Below are 20683 nucleotides of genomic sequence, written 5' to 3'. Positions count from 1 at the left end.
ACTTGGTGCCGGCCCGGACCGAGAGGCCGAGTTCATGGTCTGTCGCAGCGGGCAAGCTTGATCGGGCTGGATCGGATCCGTCATACGCAAGAGGTTCCGGCGACTCAAGGCCCGCGGGAGTTCAGTCCGATGTAAAGATCGGCCCGATTGGGTGTGAGATGACTGGGTGACGGTTCGAGGCCAGCAATCTCCAATGAATGCCGCACAGGCTCGGGACAGGAAGATGTATATCGAACGCCGTAGAGCGCTTCGTCCGAGTCGTTGGTGACGTAGAAAGAGCCGACCGTCGTGACATAGACACGGATGCCGACCGTAGTGAGAGCATCGACGATCTGCATCCCGTAGTGATACGGTTCAGGATCGTCAAGGATCGCCACCGTCAGGCTCATCTGATTCGTGTAGGTTTTGAGGTAAGTCATGATTTTGGCGCGACCGTCCGCGGCAAGGACGCGCGGCGTCGACGGTACCAACGGCTTCGTCACCGATTCGTCGTCCTGCTTGGCTATGGTCGCGTCGAGCCTGGTCTGAAGGTCGAAGGTCAGCTCGCGAAGCCGATCATACTTGGTCTGCAACTCCTGCACCTGCAGGTTTGCGGCCGCTTCCATGCTCCGAGACCGGTCGACGTCAGCAGCAGCTGCGCGCATGAGCGCCGCATACCTGTCGTCGCACGAGCGCTTCCAGTATCTCAGGTAGATCGAACCCGCGCATGCCCCAGCTGCCAGAACGAACAGTGCCGTCAACATGCAATCGTATTTCAGGATACCATTGACATCGATCATGTCGGCACTTCTATGAAATCATGACTTTTTGAATCGCCCGGATGCGAGCGTCGTTCGACTGTGAGGCAATCTGGTTCAGTTTTGCAATGCCCTCGCAAGCCGATCCGGCATCGTGGCGGAGAGCGCGCGTGGGAGATGAGAGGAGGCCATCTCGGATGTCGCGATGACCTGCTTCGATTGAAATCGGGGTGATGTAATCGATCGATCGGAGTCGTTGACGAAACATGGCGACGGGACGCGCGCGACGGACCATGAAAAGCGGCAGGACGCCGGCCGTTGCGCACGACGTCCCCAACGGTTGTCTTTACGGATGTAGGCCTCTGATAGTAGTCGCGATCGCCGCGCCGGAATGTCCGCCGCGCGCTCACCGAGGTCATGACCGGTCCTCTGACGAGATGGGAAGGCCGGAGGCAAACCCGCGGGCGAGGCCGGGCCGCTCAGGTGGCTTTCGCGCCTGCATGAGCTGCGGGCGTCTTGCATTCGCGACCGAACTCCATTTTCCTGTGACACTGGCGAACAGGCGGCGTATCTAACCCGCCGCAGGCTTGGTGTCGGTCCTGCCGGGTTACGGGCCTATCCCTCTACCCGTACAGCCATTCAGGCGGACGGAAGTGAGGCTTCTACCTCTACCAGGACGTGCCTCGTTATCGTCCACGTTATCAAGGTCGGTTCATCGCCTATGTCGAACGACGAGAACTACTCATCGGATGTCGTCATCCTCCGGGTCGGCAACGACGGCCGGATGACGGATGCCAACAATCGTTTCGTGGCGCGCCCGCGCGATTGGAACGCCACGGGCGACATCCGTGTGTACCTGGTGGTATCGCGTTTCGAGGCCGACCATGCCTTGACCTATCTGTTCTGCGCTCACCCGGCTTCGCCGGAGGCGGTTCAGCGGTTCGTCGACGCGCGTCCGGACAGCTTTCGTGGCAGCAACGTCGTCGTCGAACTCGCGGAGAACTACTTCTCCCTCCCTCAGGCCAAGCACCGAGCCGCGGCGCTCCGAACTTGGCTGCAGAACGTGAACATCGTGTTTCCCCCGATCAGGATCCCCTGACCCGACTCCGAGGGCCGGCAGCGGTCGGGGATGTCTGGCCTACGCCGGAGCTTGCGCCGGGGGACATCACTAACGGAACGGGGGTCACGGTCGGCGCGCCAGAAGCCATGGCCCGGCCTGATCCTGGAGACGGGTGGCAGCCCAGCGGGTGCCTGGCGTGATCTCCACGATGAGGAGCCCGTCGGCCGGTGCCATCAGACCGAGCAAGTGCTCGCTCAGAGCTGCGAGCGGGGCTGCGCACTCGACCAGCCAAGCCGTTGGCTGGGCCTCCTGCCCCGCCATCTCGCGAAGCGTGCGGAACAGAGGCTCGTAGTCGTAGGACATGTCGCGCATATCGCACGCGATGAGGTAGATGTGCATGGCGACTCCTGTCCGCGCTCCGGGGGCCGCCCGCCGTGTCGCCGGCCCGGCGCAACCTGCTACCGGTCGTAACTGCAGCTTCGAACCATCCCGTCGGGTGAATGCGACCTCGGCTCGCAGCCTCTTCGGTTTCCAGGAGATCATTTCACCCAAAGCCGGGAGGACAGGGTACCTGACAGAAGGGCGTATGAGGTAACGCGCGCTGGCCCCGGCGAAGCGGGACGGCAGCGGTGTGGGACACGGTGCGGCGCGGCTGCACCGTGGTGTCGCCGTCGGCGATGATCTTGCATGGTCTCCGAGCACCATTGACCTCTGCGTTACCTTCACGCAAGCATGCCGGATCCCCATCGGAACCAAGAGCGGGCGCGCCGCGCCGGGGCTGACGATCAGAAGGAGTGATCGAAGTGGCTTTCAACGTCGTCGCGGAATTCAGTGAGGTCAAGATCTACACGCGCGAGAATACAGCCGACCGCGCCCAGTACACGGCCGAAGAGCGCCGGCGAAGCGGCGCGGAAACTGTGCGGTTCTATGACGAGGCCTGGGCATCGATCGGCGCCGGCGAACTCGTGGCGGCCGGCCGGGAGCGCGCCGCCCCCGCATCGACCCGTGGCCCGACGCCGTTCATGGAGGGGGGCCGAAACGAGGCCGCACCGTCCGGTGGAGAGACGCGTACCCGCGTGCGCGTGTTCAAGACGTCGCGGCAGCATTCCGACTCGGATTGACTGTCTCGCACAAAACTCCCGATCGCGGTCGTCGCGCGCTCTGACGGCGTTAGCGCGGCAGGAGTTTTGTGGTGCAAGAGAGCACGTCACAATCGCGGTGCAATCGCATAGCTCTCTTGGTTTTTCATTTGCCGCGCTTTCTTCGATGAACCGGTATCCATTTCGGCGGAACAGGCTATAAGCCGTGCCGCCGAGGGGATGCGCAGGGAAGAGGGCATCCGTGGCCCGGCGTTCAACCCGGCGGCATCATGACCTGTAGCTGCGCCGCGAGCGCCCGGCGTCGGTCGAAGCGGTTCAAAGCGGTAGCCCGCGCGCCCTGGCGCAGATCGAGCCCGGCCCCTGGTCGCGCCAATGCCTCGCTGATCGTCCCGGCAAGGCGGTCCACGTCGAAGAACGGGACCAGAAGGCCGTCCCGTCCATGCGTGATCGCGTCACGCAGCGGTGCCGTGTCCGAGCCGATGATCAGGCAACCGGCGCTCATCGCCTCGATCAAAGACCAGGACAGCACGAAAGGGTAGGTGAGATAGACATGCGCGCGGGAGACCTGCAGCAGGCTGAGGTAGTCCGCATACGGCAACGAGCCGAGGAAGTGCACGCGACGGGCATCCAGGCGATGCGCGACCTCGCTCAGATAGACATCCTTCCAGCTGCGGCCGTCCGGTGACGTGGCGCCGTACGAGACGTCGTGGCCGCCGGCGATGACGACCTGCGCCTCGGGCCGGCGCCGCAGCACTTCCGGAAGGGCGCGCATGAAGACGTGGAATCCGCGCATGGGCTCGAGATTGCGCGCGACGTAGGTGAGAACTTCGCTGCCCGCTCGGAGCACCGCGCCGTTTGGCAGGCGGAAGGCGGCAGACGGATCGGGCCGGACGGCCGCCGTATCGACGCCCTCGTGCGCGACGGCGATCTTGCCCTGGAATTCCACCGGATAGGTCGAGCGCTGCCAGGCCGTCGGTGACATGCCCGCATCGCAATCGGCCAGGGCTACGAGCTGGGAGGCGTTCTTCGCCCGCAAGTGGGTCAGTCCGTCGACACCGAGAGAGGGAAACTCCGGGTCGAAATGCACGTCGCCGCCCGTGTCACGGTAGTAGAATTCACAATAGGCGACGAATCTGGCCTTCTGATACTTCGCTCGCAGCGGCAGCGTTTCGCCCCAGCCGCTGTGCCCGACGACCACGTCCGGGACGAAGCCGGCGCTGTCGAGCGCGTTCAACGCGTAGAGCACCTGCTCCGCCCGCCTGGCCTCCCGGTCGAACCGTCGGGCGAAGGGATGAACGGAGGCGTGTCCGACGTCGTTGAAGGGGTAGCGCTCGAGCCGCACGCCCGGAAGATCGCGCGCGCCGGCAGCGCCGACCGCGGCGACGCGGTGGCGCGGATCACGGGCGAGGTGCTCGGCGACGAAGCGAAACTGGGCGGGGAAGTTATTGTGGACGAAGAGGAACTGCATCGGGCTGGGCGCCTCCGGGAACGCGGACGGTGCTCAGCTCCGCTGCACGAGGCCGACCTGCGGCGTGCCGCGAAAGAGAGGAGCAACATCCTCCAGCCTCGCCGTGGGCATCAGCGCCAGCGCCCAGATGTCGCCGAACGTGCCTCTCGCAATGCGCACTTCGCGGAATCCCGCGTCGAGGCCGACGCGACCGAGCCTGTCACCCGTGAACCCGGTGTTATGCGCCATGTAAACATTACCTGACGCGATCGATGCCGAATGACCGAACAGCATATCGAGCGGCGTGATCGGTCCTGCCGGCGAGACGTAGACGACCTGATCCATCTTTCCGTCCGCGATCAACCGTGCCACGATCTCGAGATCAGGACAGGTAATCAGGGCGAAACCGCTGGGCTTCAGAACGCGCGCGAACTCACGGAAGGTTGGCTGGACCTCATGCGCATGCAGATGCTCGACATTGTGCGAGGACCAGATTGCATCGTAGCTGTTGTCGGCGGCGAAGGCGCGCATGTCGTTGACTGATCCGACGACGTCCGGCTCGACGCGCGGATCGATGTCGAGACGCACTTCCTTCCAGTCGCCGCCGCGAAATGCCGGGTGCAGCTTGTCAGCATGGTAAGGACCGCTTCCGGTGTTGAGCACACGCTTCTGAGGTGCGGACCGCGCAGCGAAGGTCACCAAAGTCGTACTCGTCCTGTTCTTTCGTGGGCGCAGCGAATCAACTGGAAGTGATACGGCAGGCAGCCCTAGCGCTTGCGCAGTCTCTTGTCCAATCGAAGGTGGTTGCGATTGAGGGAGCGGGCGTGGTTAACGGTGAGATGAGTCGCGTCGTCCACGAGCCGATTGGACCGCTCGCAGCGTCGTCCGCCCGCCCCTGCCAGGATGTGTGGTCAGCGCCCGTCGTAACGGCCGCTCACGGGCTCGACGTAATGCGTGATCGCCGCTGATGTCGCCGGACCAAACGTGATGGCGAGGCCGGCGAGCAAGATCGTCCAGCTCAACCAGCCCGGACGTTCATCGAGTCGCATGAAGCCGAACAAGACGATCGGCAGTCCGATGATGACCCCGACTGCAACGGCGATCATTTGGTAGGGCAAGGCTTCCCCCGTCGAAAATTACACTCTATCGCATTGTCCGACGACGCGCATATCGGTTGGTCGAAGACATCACAGCAAAACAGAGATTTGGAGAGCTGCACGATCGTGAGTGCACCGGTGCTCGGCATGCCTGCGCTGAACGACCTTCGCAATGGATCGGTGACGTCACTGCGGCGAGTGACAGGATCGCGCGACACACGACCGGGTCGGAGGTCCGTCGTCTGACGAGCGAGTGTCGGATGACCGGACCCCGAACGGGAGAATCTGCCATTCGATGTGTTGCCGGTCTGCAACGGAGTCAGGTGCCGCTCCCGAGGCGGTCCGCATCGCCCCCCGCCGTCTGGACCACACTTCCCGCCGCTTGTCACGTCGTCCGTCGTTCGCCCTTCAGGCGATCGGTCCGGGTCGCTCCAGACCCGCGGGCGCTTCGGCGCGCGTGGAGGAACGAGGCGGATGCCGCCCGACATTCCGTTCGGGACACCATCTCGGGACGTTGCCCCGGGGGCTGCATGCCGTCGGTCAAGTGCAGCCTTGAACGCAGGTGGGCGGCGCCCTACGCTCGCCGGTCTCCGGGAAGCGCGCGGCGCCAGCGATAGCGACTCGTGCGAAGCGCGCAATAAAGAAAGAAAATACGATGGAAGAGGTCTCGAAAGATTTGATGCTTGCATTTAGGAATCTCAATAATTCATTGATACAGTCTGATTTCTCGCAGATCGCGGATGTGATAAATCAACTGCAGGGTGAACAGGAGACTCATACGATCCTGTCGTCGATGCTGGTCAACGCGAGTCTGCGTCACCGCAACAGCGATCTGACCCACCATCTGATCCATGCTGACCGATTCGAGTCCACCGCTACGACGACCGTCGAGATGCCGGTCGGCATGGTCGCCAGTGACCGCTCCGCCGTTCTCGGACGGGACGGGTTCATGTTCCTGATCGGAGGATCCAACGACGTTCTCGCCCAGTACTCCCCGACACGAGGCGACGAGTTCGAGATCGCCGCACAGTGGTTGAAGGTCGTCGGCGACCGCGTCGAACGCGCAAAGCGCGCCGGCGTCCGCTTTCACCAGCTGATCGTCCCCGAGAAAATCTCGATTCTACCGGAACTCTATCCGACACCGATCGCTGCGCCGACACGGCTTCTCGATCACCTCGAGAGGGAACTGCTGGCTCACTACGGTTCGGCGACATACACGTCGGCTAGACAGGTCTTCTGGGGATTGCCAGACCGACGCGCAGTTTGCAAGCGCGCGGACAGTCATTTGTCGCCCTACGGTACTTACCATATCTTCAGGTATCTCATCAGGGAGTTGTTCGATCAGCAGGTTCCGACCTTCACATTCGATATGAATCGCGCGTCGATCGGCGATCTCTCGTATCGAATGCTCGGTTTGTTCGTGCCGGAGACCTATCTCGAAGTCGATCCCGCGAACCTGCCGCCGTTCTGCCGGGGGGCGATCAAGGCGTCGGAGTTCGTGCCCGAGAATGGTGGTCACATGGGTCGGCGGCAGGTCTGGAAAAACCCGGACGCACCGATTGCCGAGAAGGTCGTCGTTTTCGGGAACTCGTTCTTCAGCTTCGTCGAGACAGGACAGAGCACGCTGTCGTGGTGGTTCTCGCGTTGGTTTCGAGAGTTCCACTTCGTATGGACCAACGAGGTCGATTGGGAGTACGTCGCGGAGGAGGAGCCCAGTCTGGTGCTCTGGCAGGGAATCGAACGCTTCCTCGCCGTCGTTCCGCAGCATTGACCGTATCGGTTCTGCACGCGCCCACGCTATGATCTCCGGAAGATCCTGATCGGAAGTCATATTATCGGCGCCCGAGCGACGCCGAACTCTGCGTCGCGAATGCGATCTCCGACCGATCGAGAGAGCTGAGGGCGTCGGTCCACCGAAATGCGCGACGCCCCGGCGCGAGGAGATGACGGAGCCGGCGTCGCTGGCAAGACGGCCGGGATGAACCAGCACTGCGGCCGCGACTCGCTTGCCGGGAGGTCAGCCCTTTCCTCGACCCGCTGCCGCGCCGGCTCCGGACCCGGGCGCGGCGATCGGGTCAGAGCGCCGCCGAGATGATGGCCGTGAGCGTCGCCACGGAGACGATCGTCGCCACGACGACCGTGGCCGCGGAGACCTCCATCATCGCGCCCGAGCGATGCGCGAGGAGGAACGCGTTCGCGCCGGTCGGCAGCGCCGCCGTGACGACCATGATGATCGAGGCCGGCTGCGGCACGGAGGCCGCCGCCGCGGCCAAGCCCATGCAGAGCGGCATGACAGCGAGCTTGACGGCCACCGCGATGAGGACCGGCGGACCGACATTCTCCCGGCGTAGCGCAGGCAGCGAGGCGCCCAGGCTGATCAGTGCCAGGGTCGGCGCGGCCTGCGCGAGCAGGTCGAGGATGCGCCGCAGCGCCTCCGGCACGGGGAGGCCGGTCCAGTTCCAGGCCGTCGCCGCCAGGATCGAGGAGATGATCGGGTTCTTGAGGCTGCCGACCACCGTGTCCCGCACCGTGCGGACGAGGTTCTGCCGCTGCGTCCCGCGGTCCAGCTCGACGAGGACCGTCGCGGCCGGAAGGAGCAGCAGCGAGTGCGCCGCGATGATCGACAGGAGGATTGCGAGGCCCGGCCCGCCCCAGATCGCCCCCACGATGGGGATGCCGAGGAGGACGGTGTTGCCGAACGCGGCGTTCAGCCCGAACACCGCCGCCTGGGCGATGGTCATGCGCAGACCCGCGATCCCGCCGAGGACCGACAGGGCGAAGAGGGGCAGGGCCACGGTGAAGTAGACCCCGATCACGTCGAGGCGCAGCGCGCTCCTGTTGCCGACCATCGACAGGAACAGCAGCGACGGCAGCAGGATCCAGAAGATCAGGCTCGTCAGCCCCTTCGTCTCGCCCTTGTCCACGATGCCGAACCGGATGACCAGGCGGCCGATCGCGATCAGGCCGAAGACCGGAAGGATGACCGAGACGAGGGTCGAGGCGATCGTCGCGAGGTGTGACATGCTCTCGGGGTCCATCCTGCCGGGCTTCGATCCTATCGGAAAGCCCGTCGTCGGACCGGAGGAAAGAGGCGAGGGCGGCGCGGACCCGCATTGTTCACAGGGCTTCGGAGCTCCTGTCCGGGCCGCGGCCCCGCCGCGTCGTCGGCCCGCACGATCCCTGCGCTGCCCGCCAGGTCGCGAGGGCGTCGCGCAGCACCTCGTCGAGGGGAGGGGGAACGGCGTCGCAGACCCGCGGGCGCAGCCGCGTCTCGACCAGCGACAGGTGGGTCGTCATCGCCCGCAGGGCCGGCGCCCGGGCGCGCGCGGCGAGCGCCCGGAACACCGCCCGGTGCTCGGCGCATTGGCAGGCCACCGACGCGTCGGGCTCGAAGAACGCCACCAGCATCATCGTGCGGGCGACGAGTTCCTGCATCTGGCGCTGGATCAGCACGTTGCCGGTGAGGTCGGCCAGGATGGTGTGGAACTCCGCCGAGAGGCGGATCGAGGTGAAGCGGTCGCCCGCCGCCATCGCGGCCTCCTCGGCCGCCAGGTGGGCGGCGAGCCGCGCCTCGCCGGCCGCGTCGAGGGACGTGGCGAGGTGCCCGACGATGCCGCCCTCGACGATGCGCCGCGCCTCGTAGATCGTGCGCGCCTCGCCGAGATCGGGGGCGATCGCGAAGGCGCCGCGGTTCTTCTCGACGGTGATCAGCCGCTCGTGGCCGAGCCGGTGCAGCACCTTGCGCACGCGCTCGCGGCTCACCCCGAAGATCTCGGCGAGGAAGTGCTCGCCGAGCTTCGTCCCGGCCGGAACCCGCCCGTCGAGCAGCACCCGCGCCAAAACCGCGTGGACCGCCGTCTCGTCGAGAATGCCGGCGTGGACCGCCGTCTCAGCGAGCATGCCGGCGCGGACGGCCGTCTCGTCCGTCCCGGCGCGCGACGCGCTATCCTCCGTCGAGAGCGCGTCTGCCGCGTCCTGATCCATCGAGCCCCTCCGGGCCCGCACCGGCCCGCTCCCGAGATAAGCCCGATGCGCCCGCCGCCCAAGCCCGTTCGGGGCGAAGATCGCTCCAAGATTGTGCACAATTGCGCGGAGTTTGTGCTTCGGTTCGACGGTCGCCGACCGTACCTTTCAGGGGTCGTCCGCTCCGTCCGGAGGGTTTCCCACCATGCCGCTCGTCTCTCCCGATCGTCGTTCGGTGCTGCGCGGGGTCGCGGCGCTCGGTGGCCTGGTGGCGGCGCCCGGCATCCTCAGGGCGCAGACCCGCGAGCTCGTCGTCGGCGGGGCCGCCGGCCACAAGGGCTGGGTCGAGGACGTCGTCGTCCCGGCCTTCGAGAAGAAGCACGGCGCCAAGGTGATCTTCGAGGGCACGCGCTCGCTCGTGAACCTCGAGAAGATGCAGAAGAACCGGGACCGGCCCTACCTGTCGGTGGTCCAGATGGACGATCCCGTGATGATCCTGGCGGTCAAGGAGGGGCTCCTCGACCCGCTGACCCCGGCCCGCGTGCCGAACCTCGCCGCCCTGGTCCCCGGCACCGTGCACGGGGACGGCATGTGGGCGAACTACCTGCAGCCCTGGCTCGGCATCGCCTACAACACCGAGACGATGCGCACGGCCCCGACCTCCTGGGCCGACCCCTACGACCCGCGCTACAAGGGCCGGGTGATCGTCCCCTCGCTGCAGAACACCGAAGGGCTGCCCAACATCTTCGCGGCGGCGGCGCTGGCGAGCGGGAAATCCTTCGAGGCGGCGCAAGGAGACGTCGAGCCGGGCTTCCGCAAGCTCGCGGCGCTCAAGCCGAACCTGCTCACGGTCTACACGCAGCAGCCCCAGGCCTATAATCTGCTCGAGCAGGGCGAAGCCTGGATGATCTCCTCGGCGATGTCGTCCTACGCCCTCGAACGCAAGGCCGCCGGCGCCCCGATCGCCCTCGCGGCGCCGAAGGAAGGCGTGTTCGCGATGCCGTCGGGCATCGCCGTGGTGAAGGGCTGCCCGCAACCGGACCTCGCCTTCGCCTATGTCGACATGCTGCTCTCGGCCGACCTGCAGCGGGACCTCGTCGGCCCGACCTTCTCGCTGCCCACCAACCGCACGGTGCCGCGGCCCGCGGGCCTGCCCGCCGACCTCGTGGTGCACCAGATCGACTGGACCACCGTCGCCCGCGAGCGCGACGGCTGGATCAAGCGCTGGGACCGCGAGATGGCGATCTGAGGCGCGCCGTGACGAGCCCCGCCGTGACCAATCCTGCCATGACGAATCCCGATCCCGGCTTCGTGACGATCGCGGGCGCCGAAAAGCGCTTCGGCGCGAGCGCGGTGCTCGGCGGCGTCGACCTCGCGGTCGCCCGCGGCGAGTTCGTCTCGCTGCTCGGCCCCTCCGGCTGCGGGAAGACCACGCTGCTGCGCATCGTCGCCGGCCTCGTCGCGCCGGATCGCGGCCGGGTCGTGCTCGACGGCCGCGACATCACCCGCACCCCGCCGCACCGGCGCGACGTCGGCGTGGTGTTTCAGAACTACGCCCTGTTTCCCCACCTCACGGTGGCCGAGAACGTCGCCTTCGGGCTCAAGGCCAAGGGCCACCCGCGGGCGGAGATCCCGGCCGCGGTGGCGCGCTTCCTCGACCTCGTCCAGATGACGCCCTTCGCCGACCGCCGGGCCCAGGCGCTCTCGGGCGGGCAGCAGCAGCGGGTGGCGGTGGCGAGGGCGCTGGCCGTCAGGCCGAAACTCCTCCTCCTCGACGAGCCGTTCTCGGCCCTCGACCGCAAGCTGCGGGAGGCGATGCAGATCGACCTCAAGCGCCTGCTGCGCGAGCTCGGCATCACCGCCCTGTTCGTCACCCACGACCAGGACGAGGCGCTGACCATGTCCGACCGGATCGCCGTGATGAATGGCGGCGCGATCGAGCAGCTCGCCGACCCGGTGACGCTCTACCGCCGGCCCGCCACCGCCTTCGCGCTCCACTTCGTCGGCCTGTCGAGCCGGCTTCCCGGCACCGTGCGGGAGGAGGGCGACGGGCGGCTCGTCGTCGAGACCGCGTTCGGGCCGCTGCGGGCACCGGGCCGCTTCCGGCCGGGCAGCCCGGTGCTTCTGGGGGTGCGGCCGGAGCGGATCCGGGTCGGGGAGGGCGGTCCGAACACCATCGAGGCCACCCTCGTCGAGGTCGCGTTCCAGGGCGCGCGCGCCCACCTGTTCTTCGCCGGGCCGGACGGCGAGCGGACCCTGCTGGCGGAGGCGCCCGAGATCCCGGCGGGTGCGGCGCCCGGCGCCCGCCTGCGCCTGTCCTGGGCGGTCGAGGACACGCTGGTCTTTCCCGCAGAGCCCGCCCGGAAGGCCGCCGCGTGAGCGCCCAGGCTACCCCGTCTGCCGCTCCCGTCGCCGGCTCCGCGCCGGCGCGCCGGCCGCGCATCAATCGGCCGGACCCCGTGGCTCTGCTCGCGCTCCCGGCCTTCGCCTACCTCGCCGCCGCCTATGGCTGGCCGCTCCTCGTGCTGCTGGGCCGCAGCCTCTCGGGCCCGGACGGAATCAGCCTCGCGCCGCTGGCAAACTTCCTGTCCGACCCGTTCAGCTGGCGCGTCATCGGCAACACTTTGCGCACCGCCCTCCTCGTCACCCTCGTCTGCCTCGTCGCCGGCTATCCGGCGGCGGTCGCGCTCGCGCGGGCCCGCGGCGCGGTGCAGGCGCTCCTGCTCCTGTCGGTCATCCTGCCGCTCTCGGTCGGGGTCGTGGTCAAGGCCTATGCCTGGCAGATCGTGCTGCGCCGGGACGGGGTGGTGTCGCAGGCCCTCGTCGGGCTCGGGATCTGGGACGCGCCGCAGCGGCTCCTGTTCACCGAGACCGGCCTCGTCGTCGGCGCCGCCAACGTCTTCCTGCCGTTCATGATCCTGCCGATCTACTCGGTCCTCCGCCAGATCGACCCGCGCCTCGGCGAAGCCGCCGCGACTCTCGGTGCGAGCCCCCTGCGCCGCTTCCTCGGCGTGACGCTGCCGCTGACCCTGCCGGGGATCGTCTCCGGCATCGCCTTCGTGTTCTCGCTCGCGGTGTCGATGTACGTCGTGCCGAGCCTCGTCATCGGCGACCGCTTCCAGACCCTCGCGACCCTCACCGGCCGCGCCTTCCTGTTCCTGCGCGACGAGCAGCTCGGCTCGACCACGGCGGTGATCCTGCTCGCGGTCGCCGTCGCGGTCGTGGTCGGCTCGACGGCGCTCGCCCGCCGCCTCGGAGGAGGACACGCATGACCGCGACCGAGCGCGTCGCCCTCGCCCTGGTCTGGGCGCTCGCCGGGGCCGCGGCGATCTTCCTGATGGCGCCGCTCGTCGTCACGGTTGCGGTCTCGTTCGGGTCGAGCGCGGTCTTCACCCTGCCGCCGCCCGCGTGGTCGACGCGCTGGTACGAGCGGCTCTGGGCCTCGCGCGATCTCTGGCCGGCGGTCTGGACCTCGCTGCGGGTCGCCGTGCTGGCGACCGCCCTGGCGCTCGTCCTCGGCACGCTCTGCGCCATCGCGGTGGTGCGCGGCCGCTTTCCCGGACGCGAGGCCCTCGTGAACTTCCTGGTCTCGCCCTTGATGCTGCCCGGCCTCGTCGTCGGCATCGCCATGCTGCAGGGGTTTCGTGCGGTGGGCCTGCGCGATGTGGGGTTGAGCCTCTTCGTCGCCCACGGGGTGATCACGCTGCCTTACGTTGTGCGCACCGTGGTGGCGGCGCTCTCGCTGTTCGACTTCACCCTGATCGACGCCGCCCGGACGCTCGGGCTGTCCTACCCGTCCGCGATCCTGCGGGTGCTGGTGCCGGGCCTGGCGCCGGCCTTCCTGACCTCCGGCCTGTTCGCCTTCCTCGCCTCGATGGACAACTACCCGATCTCGATCTTCTTCACCGACGCCTGGACCAAGACCCTGCCGATCCAGATGCTGCAGCTCGTCGAGGAGCGGCCCGATCCCACCGTCGCGGCGGTCTCGACGCTGCTGATCCTGCTCGCCGTCGCGGTGCTGATCCTCGGCGACCGCCTCGTCGGCCTGCGCCGCCTGGCTCAGGTCTGACCGATCATGGCGTCCGAGACCCGGTTCGTCCTGCTCCACGGTAACGACACCCTTCTCGTCATTCCGGGGCTGCGCAGCAGAGCCCGGAATCCAGAACCTCAGGTCGGTCAGAATGAGGCGGAGAGCACTCCGCTCGATCCTGCACCGTCCGCGGTTCTGGATTCCGGGCTCCGCTGTCGCGGCCCCGGAATGACGAGGAGGGTTTCGGGATCGTCGAGAGAGCGAAGCAGCCTCTGACCAATAGTGAGTTTGGCCGACACCGATGTCCGACCCGATGGCGCACGATCGTGATTTCCGCGGCTATGGCGGCCGTCCCCCTTCCGTCGCCTGGCCCTGCGGCGCCCGCCTCGCCGTCTCGGTCGTCGTCAACGTCGAGGAGGGGGCGGAGCTCTCCCTCGGCATGGGCGACGAGCGCAACGAATCCGTCTACGAGGTGGTGGAGGAGGTCGTCGGCTCTCGCGACCTCTGCATGGAATCACATTTCGAGTACGGCACCCGGGCCGGCTGGCCGCGCATCCGGGCGCTGCTCTCGGCCTACGGCGTCCCGGCCACCCTCAACGCCAACGGGCGCGCCGTCGCGCTCTCGCCGTGGCTGGCGCAGGAGGCAATCGCCGACGGGCACGAGGTCGCGGCTCATGGCTGGCGCTGGGAGCGCCACGCGGGCATGGGCGAGGCCGAGGAGCGGGCGGCGATCGCGCAGGCCGTCGCGGCGATCCGCGACGCGACCGGGCGGGCCCCCGTCGGCTGGCACACCCGCTCGGCGACCTCGGTCAACACCCGTAGGCTGCTCCTGGAGCAGGGCGGCTTCCTCTACGATTCGAACGCCTACAACGACGACCTGCCCTACCTCGTCCCGGGGCGCGCAGGGCGGCCGCACGTCGTCCTGCCCTACGCCTTCGACACCAACGACATGCGCTTCCAGCGCGGCGGCGGCTTCGTGTTCGGCGACGACTTCGCCCGCTACTGCATCGACGCCTTCGACCGGCTCTACGCGGAAGGGGCCGACGCGCCGCGGATGCTGTCGGTGGGCCTGCACCTGCGCATCATCGGCCGGCCGGGGCGCATTGGCGGGCTCGAGCGCTTCCTCGCCCACGCGGCCGCCCGCGAGGGCACGTGGTTCGCCCGCCGCGACGCCATCGCGACGCATTGGCTGCGGGAGACCGCGGGCGTCGAGCAACTGGGCGCGACCTGACCGGAGGGTGCTTCCGCTCTCAAGGCCTCGCGCTCCGCGCCGGATCCACGGAATCCGGCCGGCCCGGCAGGGCGAGGCCTGAGACCCGCGCGGGCGTGCGCGCGATCACGCGGCCGCGGCGGACCACGTGCAGCCGGGGCGGGCGCAGGCGGATCGCCTCGATCGGATCGCGGGCCTGGAGCACCACGAGGTCTCCGAAGGCGCCGACATGCAGCCCGTACCCGTCGAGCCCCATCACGGCGGCGGCCTCCGTCGTCACCGCCGCGAAACAGGCCTGCATCGCCTCCCGGCTCGTCATCTGCGCCACGTGCAGGCCCATATGGGCGACGTCGAGCATGTCGGCGCTTCCCAAGCTGTACCAGGGATCCATGCAGCAATCCTGGCCGAAGGCGACGGTGAGGCCCATGGCTCGCTGCTCGGGCACCCGGGTCAGGCCGCGCCGCTTCGGGTAGGTGTCGTGCCGGCCCTGCAGCACGATGTTGATGAGGGGATTGGCGACCACCTGCAGCCGCGCCTCGGCCATCAGGGCGAGGAGCTTCGAGACGTAGTAATTGTCCATCGAATGCATCGAGGTCAGGTGCGAGCCGGCGACGCGCCCCTGGAGCCCGTGCCGCACCGTCTCGGCGGTCAGCGTCTCGACGTGGCGCGAGAGCGGGTCGTCGGTCTCGTCGCAATGGATGTCGACCCGCAGGCCCCGCTCGGCGGCGATCCGGCAGAGGTGCCGCAGGGACTCCGCGCCGTCCTCCATCGTGCGCTCGAAATGCGGGATCCCGCCGACCACCTCGACGCCGCGGTCGAGCGCACGGACCAGGTTCTCGGCGGCGTTGGGTGCACGCAGGTAGCCGTCCTGCGGGAAGGCCACGAGCTGGAGGTCGAGATAGGGCGCGACCTGCCGCTTCACGGCGAGCAGCGCGTCGACGGCGAGCAGCCGGTCGTCGCAGATGTCGACGTGGCTGCGCACGGCCAGCAGCCCCTGCGAAACCGCGAGGTCGCAGTAGCGCAGGGCCCGCTCGATCACCGCCTCCGGCGTCAGGAGCGGCTTCAGCTCGTTCCACAGCGCGATGCCCTCGAGCAGCGTGCCGGAGCGGTTGAGCCGCGGCAGGCCGAGCGAGAGCGTCGCGTCCATGTGGAAGTGGCAATCGACGAAGGGCGGGCTCACGAGGAGGCCGGCCGCGTCGATCTCCTCGGCGCCTCGCGCCGGGATCGCCGGTTCGATCGCCGTGATGCGCCCGTCCGCGACCGCAATGTCGAGGCCGCTGCGGCCGTCGGGCAGGGTGGCGTTGCGGACGATGAGATCGGGTGTCACGCGTCAAACCTCGCTTATCGCTCGCCGCGGATATAGGGCCGCATCAGGGCCTTCGGGGCGCTGGCGCGGCGCGCGCCCACCAGCAGGGCGGCGATCGACAGGAGGTAGGGCAGCATCAGGAAGACCTGCCCCGGCACGACCCCGCCCGAGGCCTGCTGGAGGCGGACCTGGAAGGCGTCGAAGGCGCCGAACAACACCGCCCCGAGCAGCGCCTTCATCGGGCGCCAGCCGGCGAAGGCGGTGAGCGCGATGCAGATCCAGCCGCGCCCGGCCACCATCTCGAAGAAGAAGGCGTTGAACGCCGACAGGGTCAGGAAGGCGCCGCCGAGCGCCATCAGGGCCGAGCCCGCCACCACGGCGCCGAGGCGCAGCGCGTGGACGTCGATGCCCTGCGCCTCGACGGCGGCCGGGTTCTCGCCGACCGCCCGCACGGCGAGGCCGAGCGGCGTGCGGGCGAGGAACAGGCCGAGCGCCAGGATCGTCGCGATGGCGAGCAGCGTCAGCGCCGTCTGCTGGAACAGGATCGGCCCGATCACCGGCAGGTCGGACAGGACCGGCAGGTCGAGGGGCCGGAACGGCTCGATCCGCGGCGGGCTGGCAGTACCGGGCAGGGCGAGGCGGTAGCCGAAATAGCTCGCGCTGGTGGCGAGCAAGGTCACGGCGAGCCCGCTCACGTGCTGCGACAGGCCGAGCTTCACGGTGAGGATGGCGAGCAGCAGCCCGAGGCCCGCGCCGGTGAGCATGGCCACGAGGACGCCGGCCCACAGCCCGGCGCCGAGATGCACCGCGAGCCAGCCGGTCATGGCGCCCGCGGTCATGATGCCCTCGATGCCGAGATTGAGCACGCCGGCGCGCTCGCACAGGACCGCGCCGGCGACCCCGAAGATCAGCGGCGTGGCGATCCGGAGCGCCGCGGCCCAGAAGGCGACGGTGAGCAGGAGGTCGAGGCTCGCCTGCATCGCGTCAGGCTCCGGCCGCGGGTTTGGGGGTGAATCGCAGCCGGTAGCGGGTCAGAAGGCCGGCGACCAGCACGGCGATCAGCGACAGGGCGACGATCAGGTTGGCGATGTAGCTCGGCACGTTGACGACCCGGCTCATCGAATCCGCGCCGACGAAGACCGCGGCGACGAACAGGGCCGCGGCGACCGTGCCGAGCGGCGACAGGCCGGCCAGCATCGCCACGACGATGCCCGCATAGCCGTAGCCCGGCGACAGGTCGGCGGCGAGGAAGCCCTTCACCCCCGCCACCTCCCCGGCCCCGGCGAGCCCCGCGAGCGCCCCCGACAGGGCGCCGACGGCGACCAGCGTGACGCCGACCGGCAGCCCGGCGAAGCGCGCGGCGGGCGGCGCCTCGCCGACCGCCCGGATGGCGAAGCCCGCCACCGTGCGGGCCATCAGGCCGTGCAGCAGGAGGGCGGCGCTGAGCGCCACGAGGAGGCCGGCATGGAGCCGCGTCGTCTCGACGAGGCGGGGCAGGGTGGCGGCCTCGATGAGCGGCTCGGATTGCGGCCAGCCCATGCTCATCGGGTCCTTCATCGGCCCCTCGATCATCATCTGCACGAGGAGCAGCACCACGAAGTTGAGGAGCAGGGTCGTCACCACCTCGTCGGCGCCGAGCGCCACGCGGGCGAGCGCCGGCCCGACCATCAGGGCGGCACCCGCCAGCGCGCCCGCGCCCAGTACGACGGGCAGGAGGAGGGGCGCCGGCAGGTCGATGGCGCCCGCGCCGACCGCGACGGCGGCGAGCGCCCCGACATAGAGCTGCCCCTCGGCGCCGATATTGTAGAGCCGCGCCCGGAACGCGACCGCCGCGGCGAGCCCGGTGAGGATCAGGGGGGTCGCCCGGGTCAGCACCTCGGTGAGGGCGAAGCGCGAGCCGAGCGCTCCTTGCGCCATCGCCGCGTAGGCCCTTCCCAGCGGGGCGCCGGCGAGGAGCAGCGGAACGGCTGCGAGGCCCAAAGCCGCGAGGGCCGCGAGGACCGGGACCGCGAGCGCGAGGCTCCGGGAGGGGACGCCGCGGGGCTCCAGGCGGATCATGCGGACTCTCGCGCGCGCTCGGGCGCCGGCGTGTGGTCCACGTCCTGGCCGGCCATCATCAGGCCGAGGCGGGTGCGGTCGAGCCCCTCGGCCGGCAGGGCCGCGGAGAGGCGGGCGCGGGCCATCACGGCGATGCGGTCGGAGAGCGCGAACACCTCGTCGAGATCCTCCGAGATCAGCACGATGGCCGCACCTCGCCCGCTCGCGTCGAGGAGCCGGCGGTGGATCTCGGCCACGGCCCCGACGTCGAGCCCGCGGGTCGGCTGCGCGGCGACGATCAGAGCGGGTGCACCGTCGAGCGCCCGGGCGAGGATGACCTTCTGCATGTTGCCCCCCGACAGAAGCCGGATCGGCGCGTCCGGGCCGGGGCAGCGGATGCCGTAGGCCTCGATCGCGTCTCGCGCCCGCGCGGCCATGCGGCGGCGGCGCAGGATCCCGAACCACTGGAAGCGCCCGCGGATCTCCTCGATCGCCGCGTTCTCGGCCACGCTCATCGCCGGGACCGCGCCCTCGTGGTGGCGGTCCTCCGGGATGCGGCCGATGCCGGCCCGGATCGCCGCGCGCGGGTCGAACCGGGTCACGGGCCGGCCCAGGAGCCGCACCGAACCGGCATTCGGCCGGGCGAGGCCGAAGAGCAGGCGCGCCAGCGCCGCCTGCCCGTTGCCGGCGACGCCCGCGATGCCGACGATCTCGCCCGCCCGCACCACGAGGTCGGCCCGGTCGAGCCGGTTGCGCAGGTCGGGCCCCGCCACCGCCACGCCCTCCAGCGCCAGCACCTCCGGTCCCGGGGCCCTGGCGGTGCGGCGCACCGGGGCGACCGCGCGGCCGACCATGAGCGCGGCGAGGTCGGCCCGGTCGGCGCCGGCGGTGGCGCGCTCGGCGACCTTGCGGCCGGCCCGCAGCACGGCGACCCGGTCGCTGCCCGCCACGACCTCGCCGAGCTTGTGCGAGATGAAGGCGATCGCCAGCCCCTGCGCGGCCAGCGCCCGCAGCACGGAGAACAGCCCCTCGCTCTCGGCCGGGGTCAGCACGGCAGTCGGCTCGTCGAGGATGAGAACCCGCGCGTCGCGGTAGAGCGCCTTCAGGATCTCGATCCGCTGGCGCTCGCCGACCGTGAGGCTGCCGACCGGCGCCGCGAGGTCGACGGTCAGCCCCGCCCGCGCCATCAGGGCGGCGAGCCGGTCGCGGGCCTCGTCGGTCCGGCGGCGCAGGCGCCAGAGCGGCTCGGTGCCGAGCGTGATGTTGTCGAGCCCGCTCAAGGCCTCGGCCAGGGTGAAGTGCTGGTGCACCATGCCGATGCCGGCGGCGAGCGCCGCCCGCGGCCGCCCCGGCGGCAGCGGCACCAGCCGCCCGGTCCCGTCGGCCACCCGCACCGTGCCGGCATCGGCGGTGTAGTGGCCGAACAGGATGTTCATCAGGGTTGTCTTGCCGGCACCGTTCTCGCCGAGCATCGCCAGGATCTCGCCCCGGTGCAGGGTGAGGTCGATGCCGTCATTCGCCAAAAGCGGGCCGAAGCGCTTGGTGATGCCGCGCAATTCGAGGGCGACGGGGCGGGTTGTCCCGCTCCCGTCGGGGGCCGCGATCCCCGCCACGTCAGGCGGTCGGCTTCGGTTCGGAATCGTCGATCGCGACCTTGAACGCGCCCGAGCGGATCTCCGCCTCCCGCGCCTTGACCTGATCGATCACCGGCGCCGGCACCAGGGCGGGGTCGAGCGGGGCGAGCGAGCAGCCGCCCTTCGCCATGCCGCTCCACGGCCCGTAATCCTCCGCGCTCCAGCTTCCGTCGATCACCTTGGCGACCGCCCGGTCGATGGTCGGCTCCATGTGCCAGAGCGCCGAGGCGATCACCGTGCCGGGATACTGGGACGAGGTGTCGATGACGTTGCCGACCGCCTTGACGCCGCGCTCCTTGGCGGCGTCGGCGACGCCGAAGCGCTCGGCGTAGAGCACGTCGGCCTTGCGCTCGATCATCGCGAAGGCCGTCTCCTTGGCCTTGGGCGGGTCGTACCAGGAATTGATGAACGAGACCAGGAACTTGACATCCGGATTGACCGACCGCGCCCCGGCCATGAAGGCGTTCATCAGCCGGTTGACCTCCGGGATCGCGTAGCCGCCGACCATGCCGATCACGTTCGACTTCGTCGCCTTCCCGGCGACGATGCCGGTGAGGTAGGAGGCGTCCTGGATGTAGTTGTCGAAGACCGAGAGGTTCGGTCCCTGCGCCGGGAAGGACGAGCCCATCAGGAAGGCCGTGCCCTTGTAGTCGCCGGCGATCTTGCGCACCGGCCGCTCCAGGCCGAAGGCCTCGCCGATGACGAGGTCCTTCTTCGCCTCGGCGTATTCGCGGATCACCCGCTCGGCGTCGGTATTGGCGACGTTCTCGGAATAGACGTAGGCGATGTCGCCGCGCGCGGCCGCCGCCTTCAGGGCGAGGTGGATCCGGCTGACCCATTGCTGCTCGATCGGCACCGAGGCGACGAGGGCGACGGAGACGGGCCGCGCCTTCGCGGCCCGGGCCGGACCGCCCAGCAGGCCGACGAATCCGGCGGCGCCGATCCCCGCCAGCATGGTCCTGCGGCTCGCGCCCAACCGGCCGCCCTCCATCGCACGCCCCGCCATCACTCGCCCCACCCCACGACCACGATCCGTGGCACCCTGTCGTTGCCTGAAAGATG

20 protein-coding genes are annotated in these 20683 nt (G+C 69.2%); 8 read left to right on the top strand and 12 right to left on the bottom strand.

Annotation, left to right across the window (positions count from 1 at the left end):
* Window positions 1-104: 104 nt before the first annotated feature.
* On the bottom strand, window positions 105-779 hold the full coding sequence (locus BM430_RS03805; RefSeq protein WP_093565589.1) for a hypothetical protein: 675 nt from the start codon (window positions 777-779) through the stop codon (window positions 105-107).
* Between the two features lie 679 nt (window positions 780-1458).
* Between BM430_RS03805 and BM430_RS03800 the strand changes: the two genes are divergently transcribed.
* A complete protein-coding gene (locus tag BM430_RS03800) occupies window positions 1459-1836 on the top strand; it encodes a hypothetical protein (protein WP_093565587.1) in 378 nt (125 codons plus the stop codon).
* A gap of 84 nt (window positions 1837-1920) precedes the next feature.
* On the opposite strand, the gene BM430_RS03795 is transcribed toward BM430_RS03800, so the two are convergent.
* A complete protein-coding gene (locus BM430_RS03795; RefSeq protein WP_093565584.1) occupies window positions 1921-2196 on the bottom strand; it encodes a hypothetical protein in 276 nt (91 codons plus the stop codon).
* Between the two features lie 404 nt (window positions 2197-2600).
* Here BM430_RS03795 and BM430_RS03790 point away from each other — a divergent pair, with 404 nt between their 5' ends.
* Entirely contained in the window at window positions 2601-2918 is a 318-nt protein-coding gene (locus BM430_RS03790; protein WP_143131952.1) for a hypothetical protein, read from the top strand.
* 232 nt (window positions 2919-3150) lie between these two features.
* Here BM430_RS03790 and BM430_RS03785 read toward each other — a convergent pair whose 3' ends face one another.
* From BM430_RS03785 to BM430_RS03775, 3 genes are all read right to left on the bottom strand, one after another.
* Window positions 3151-4365 carry a glycosyltransferase gene (locus tag BM430_RS03785; protein WP_093565580.1) on the bottom strand — a complete coding sequence of 405 codons (1215 nt, stop codon included), beginning with the start codon at window positions 4363-4365 and terminating at the stop codon, window positions 3151-3153.
* A 33-nt stretch (window positions 4366-4398) separates the two neighbouring features.
* Window positions 4399-5043 (bottom strand): class I SAM-dependent methyltransferase, encoded by a 645-nt coding sequence (locus BM430_RS03780; protein WP_093565979.1) that lies wholly within the window; start codon window positions 5041-5043, stop codon window positions 4399-4401.
* Window positions 5044-5255: 212 nt separating this feature from the next.
* Entirely contained in the window at window positions 5256-5450 is a 195-nt protein-coding gene (locus BM430_RS03775; protein WP_093565578.1) for a hypothetical protein, read from the bottom strand.
* A 646-nt stretch (window positions 5451-6096) separates the two neighbouring features.
* Between BM430_RS03775 and BM430_RS03770 the strand changes: the two genes are divergently transcribed.
* Window positions 6097-7212 (top strand): alginate O-acetyltransferase AlgX-related protein, encoded by a 1116-nt coding sequence (locus tag BM430_RS03770; RefSeq protein WP_093565576.1) that lies wholly within the window; start codon window positions 6097-6099, stop codon window positions 7210-7212.
* A 304-nt stretch (window positions 7213-7516) separates the two neighbouring features.
* Here the strand turns inward: BM430_RS03770 and BM430_RS03765 are convergent, their stop codons facing one another.
* Together BM430_RS03765 and BM430_RS03760 are read right to left on the bottom strand one after the other, a co-directional pair.
* Complete coding sequence (locus tag BM430_RS03765; protein ID WP_177302922.1) at window positions 7517-8464, bottom strand: AEC family transporter; 948 nt, start codon at window positions 8462-8464, stop codon at window positions 7517-7519.
* A gap of 94 nt (window positions 8465-8558) precedes the next feature.
* Window positions 8559-9425 carry a GntR family transcriptional regulator gene (locus BM430_RS03760; RefSeq protein ID WP_093565573.1) on the bottom strand — a complete coding sequence of 289 codons (867 nt, stop codon included), beginning with the start codon at window positions 9423-9425 and terminating at the stop codon, window positions 8559-8561.
* Between the two features lie 184 nt (window positions 9426-9609).
* Between BM430_RS03760 and BM430_RS03755 the strand changes: the two genes are divergently transcribed.
* The 5 genes from BM430_RS03755 (at window position 9610) to BM430_RS03735 (ending at window position 14665) form a co-directional block, all read left to right on the top strand.
* Window positions 9610-10653, top strand: coding sequence for an extracellular solute-binding protein (locus BM430_RS03755; protein WP_093565572.1), 1044 nt, complete (start codon window positions 9610-9612; stop codon window positions 10651-10653).
* Window positions 10654-10676: 23 nt separating this feature from the next.
* Window positions 10677-11783 carry an ABC transporter ATP-binding protein gene (locus BM430_RS03750; RefSeq protein ID WP_348273070.1) on the top strand — a complete coding sequence of 369 codons (1107 nt, stop codon included), beginning with the start codon at window positions 10677-10679 and terminating at the stop codon, window positions 11781-11783.
* The gene (locus BM430_RS03745; RefSeq protein WP_210188402.1) at window positions 11780-12676 is read left to right on the top strand and encodes an ABC transporter permease; all 897 of its coding nucleotides are present in this window, start codon (window positions 11780-11782) and stop codon (window positions 12674-12676) included. The genes BM430_RS03750 and BM430_RS03745 overlap by 4 nt, the downstream gene beginning before the upstream one ends.
* Window positions 12673-13473: an ABC transporter permease gene (locus BM430_RS03740; protein ID WP_093565569.1), complete on the top strand. Its 801-nt coding sequence runs from the start codon at window positions 12673-12675 to the stop codon at window positions 13471-13473. The genes BM430_RS03745 and BM430_RS03740 overlap by 4 nt, the downstream gene beginning before the upstream one ends.
* A 274-nt stretch (window positions 13474-13747) precedes the next feature.
* Entirely contained in the window at window positions 13748-14665 is a 918-nt protein-coding gene (locus BM430_RS03735) for a polysaccharide deacetylase family protein (protein WP_093565977.1), read from the top strand.
* Between the two features lie 19 nt (window positions 14666-14684).
* Here BM430_RS03735 and BM430_RS03730 read toward each other — a convergent pair whose 3' ends face one another.
* Genes BM430_RS03730 through BM430_RS03710 form a run of 5 tightly spaced genes read right to left on the bottom strand, consistent with a single transcriptional unit; the run spans window position 14685 to window position 20627 of the window.
* On the bottom strand, window positions 14685-15971 hold the full coding sequence (locus BM430_RS03730; RefSeq protein ID WP_093565567.1) for an amidohydrolase family protein: 1287 nt from the start codon (window positions 15969-15971) through the stop codon (window positions 14685-14687).
* A 14-nt stretch (window positions 15972-15985) separates the two neighbouring features.
* On the bottom strand, window positions 15986-16930 hold the full coding sequence (locus BM430_RS03725; RefSeq protein WP_093565565.1) for an ABC transporter permease: 945 nt from the start codon (window positions 16928-16930) through the stop codon (window positions 15986-15988).
* 4 nt (window positions 16931-16934) lie between these two features.
* Window positions 16935-18008: an ABC transporter permease gene (locus BM430_RS03720; protein WP_093565563.1), complete on the bottom strand. Its 1074-nt coding sequence runs from the start codon at window positions 18006-18008 to the stop codon at window positions 16935-16937.
* Entirely contained in the window at window positions 18005-19600 is a 1596-nt protein-coding gene (locus tag BM430_RS03715) for an ABC transporter ATP-binding protein (RefSeq protein ID WP_244539304.1), read from the bottom strand. The genes BM430_RS03720 and BM430_RS03715 overlap by 4 nt, the downstream gene beginning before the upstream one ends.
* A 1-nt stretch (window position 19601) precedes the next feature.
* Window positions 19602-20627, bottom strand: a complete 1026-nt coding sequence (locus tag BM430_RS03710) for a BMP family protein (protein ID WP_244539303.1) — start codon at window positions 20625-20627, stop codon at window positions 19602-19604.
* Between the last annotated feature and the right edge of the window lie 56 nt (window positions 20628-20683).

The organism is Methylobacterium sp. 174MFSha1.1 (genome assembly GCF_900116815.1).
Classification (GTDB): Bacteria; Pseudomonadota; Alphaproteobacteria; order Rhizobiales; family Beijerinckiaceae; genus Methylobacterium.
Note: the sequence above shows the minus strand (reverse complement) of the source record. Positions and strands in the feature narration are given on the sequence as shown.

Bases quoted from the DNA above. Each gene is read 5' to 3' on its own strand.
- BM430_RS03805 (WP_093565589.1), bottom strand. From the start codon at position 779: ATGATCGATGTCAATGGTATCCTGAAATACGATTGCATGTTGACGGCA.
- BM430_RS03800 (WP_093565587.1), top strand. From the start codon at position 1,459: ATGTCGAACGACGAGAACTACTCATCGGATGTCGTCATCCTCCGGGTC.
- BM430_RS03795 (WP_093565584.1), bottom strand. From the start codon at position 2,196: ATGCACATCTACCTCATCGCGTGCGATATGCGCGACATGTCCTACGAC.
- BM430_RS03785 (WP_093565580.1), bottom strand. From the start codon at position 4,365: ATGCAGTTCCTCTTCGTCCACAATAACTTCCCCGCCCAGTTTCGCTTC.
- BM430_RS03775 (WP_093565578.1), bottom strand. From the start codon at position 5,450: ATGATCGCCGTTGCAGTCGGGGTCATCATCGGACTGCCGATCGTCTTG.
- BM430_RS03770 (WP_093565576.1), top strand. From the start codon at position 6,097: ATGGAAGAGGTCTCGAAAGATTTGATGCTTGCATTTAGGAATCTCAAT.
- BM430_RS03765 (WP_177302922.1), bottom strand. From the start codon at position 8,464: ATGTCACACCTCGCGACGATCGCCTCGACCCTCGTCTCGGTCATCCTT.
- BM430_RS03760 (WP_093565573.1), bottom strand. From the start codon at position 9,425: ATGGATCAGGACGCGGCAGACGCGCTCTCGACGGAGGATAGCGCGTCG.
- BM430_RS03755 (WP_093565572.1), top strand. From the start codon at position 9,610: ATGCCGCTCGTCTCTCCCGATCGTCGTTCGGTGCTGCGCGGGGTCGCG.
- BM430_RS03740 (WP_093565569.1), top strand. From the start codon at position 12,673: ATGACCGCGACCGAGCGCGTCGCCCTCGCCCTGGTCTGGGCGCTCGCC.
- BM430_RS03735 (WP_093565977.1), top strand. From the start codon at position 13,748: ATGGCGCACGATCGTGATTTCCGCGGCTATGGCGGCCGTCCCCCTTCC.
- BM430_RS03725 (WP_093565565.1), bottom strand. From the start codon at position 16,930: ATGCAGGCGAGCCTCGACCTCCTGCTCACCGTCGCCTTCTGGGCCGCG.
- BM430_RS03720 (WP_093565563.1), bottom strand. From the start codon at position 18,008: ATGATCCGCCTGGAGCCCCGCGGCGTCCCCTCCCGGAGCCTCGCGCTC.
- BM430_RS03710 (WP_244539303.1), bottom strand. From the start codon at position 20,627: ATGGCGGGGCGTGCGATGGAGGGCGGCCGGTTGGGCGCGAGCCGCAGG.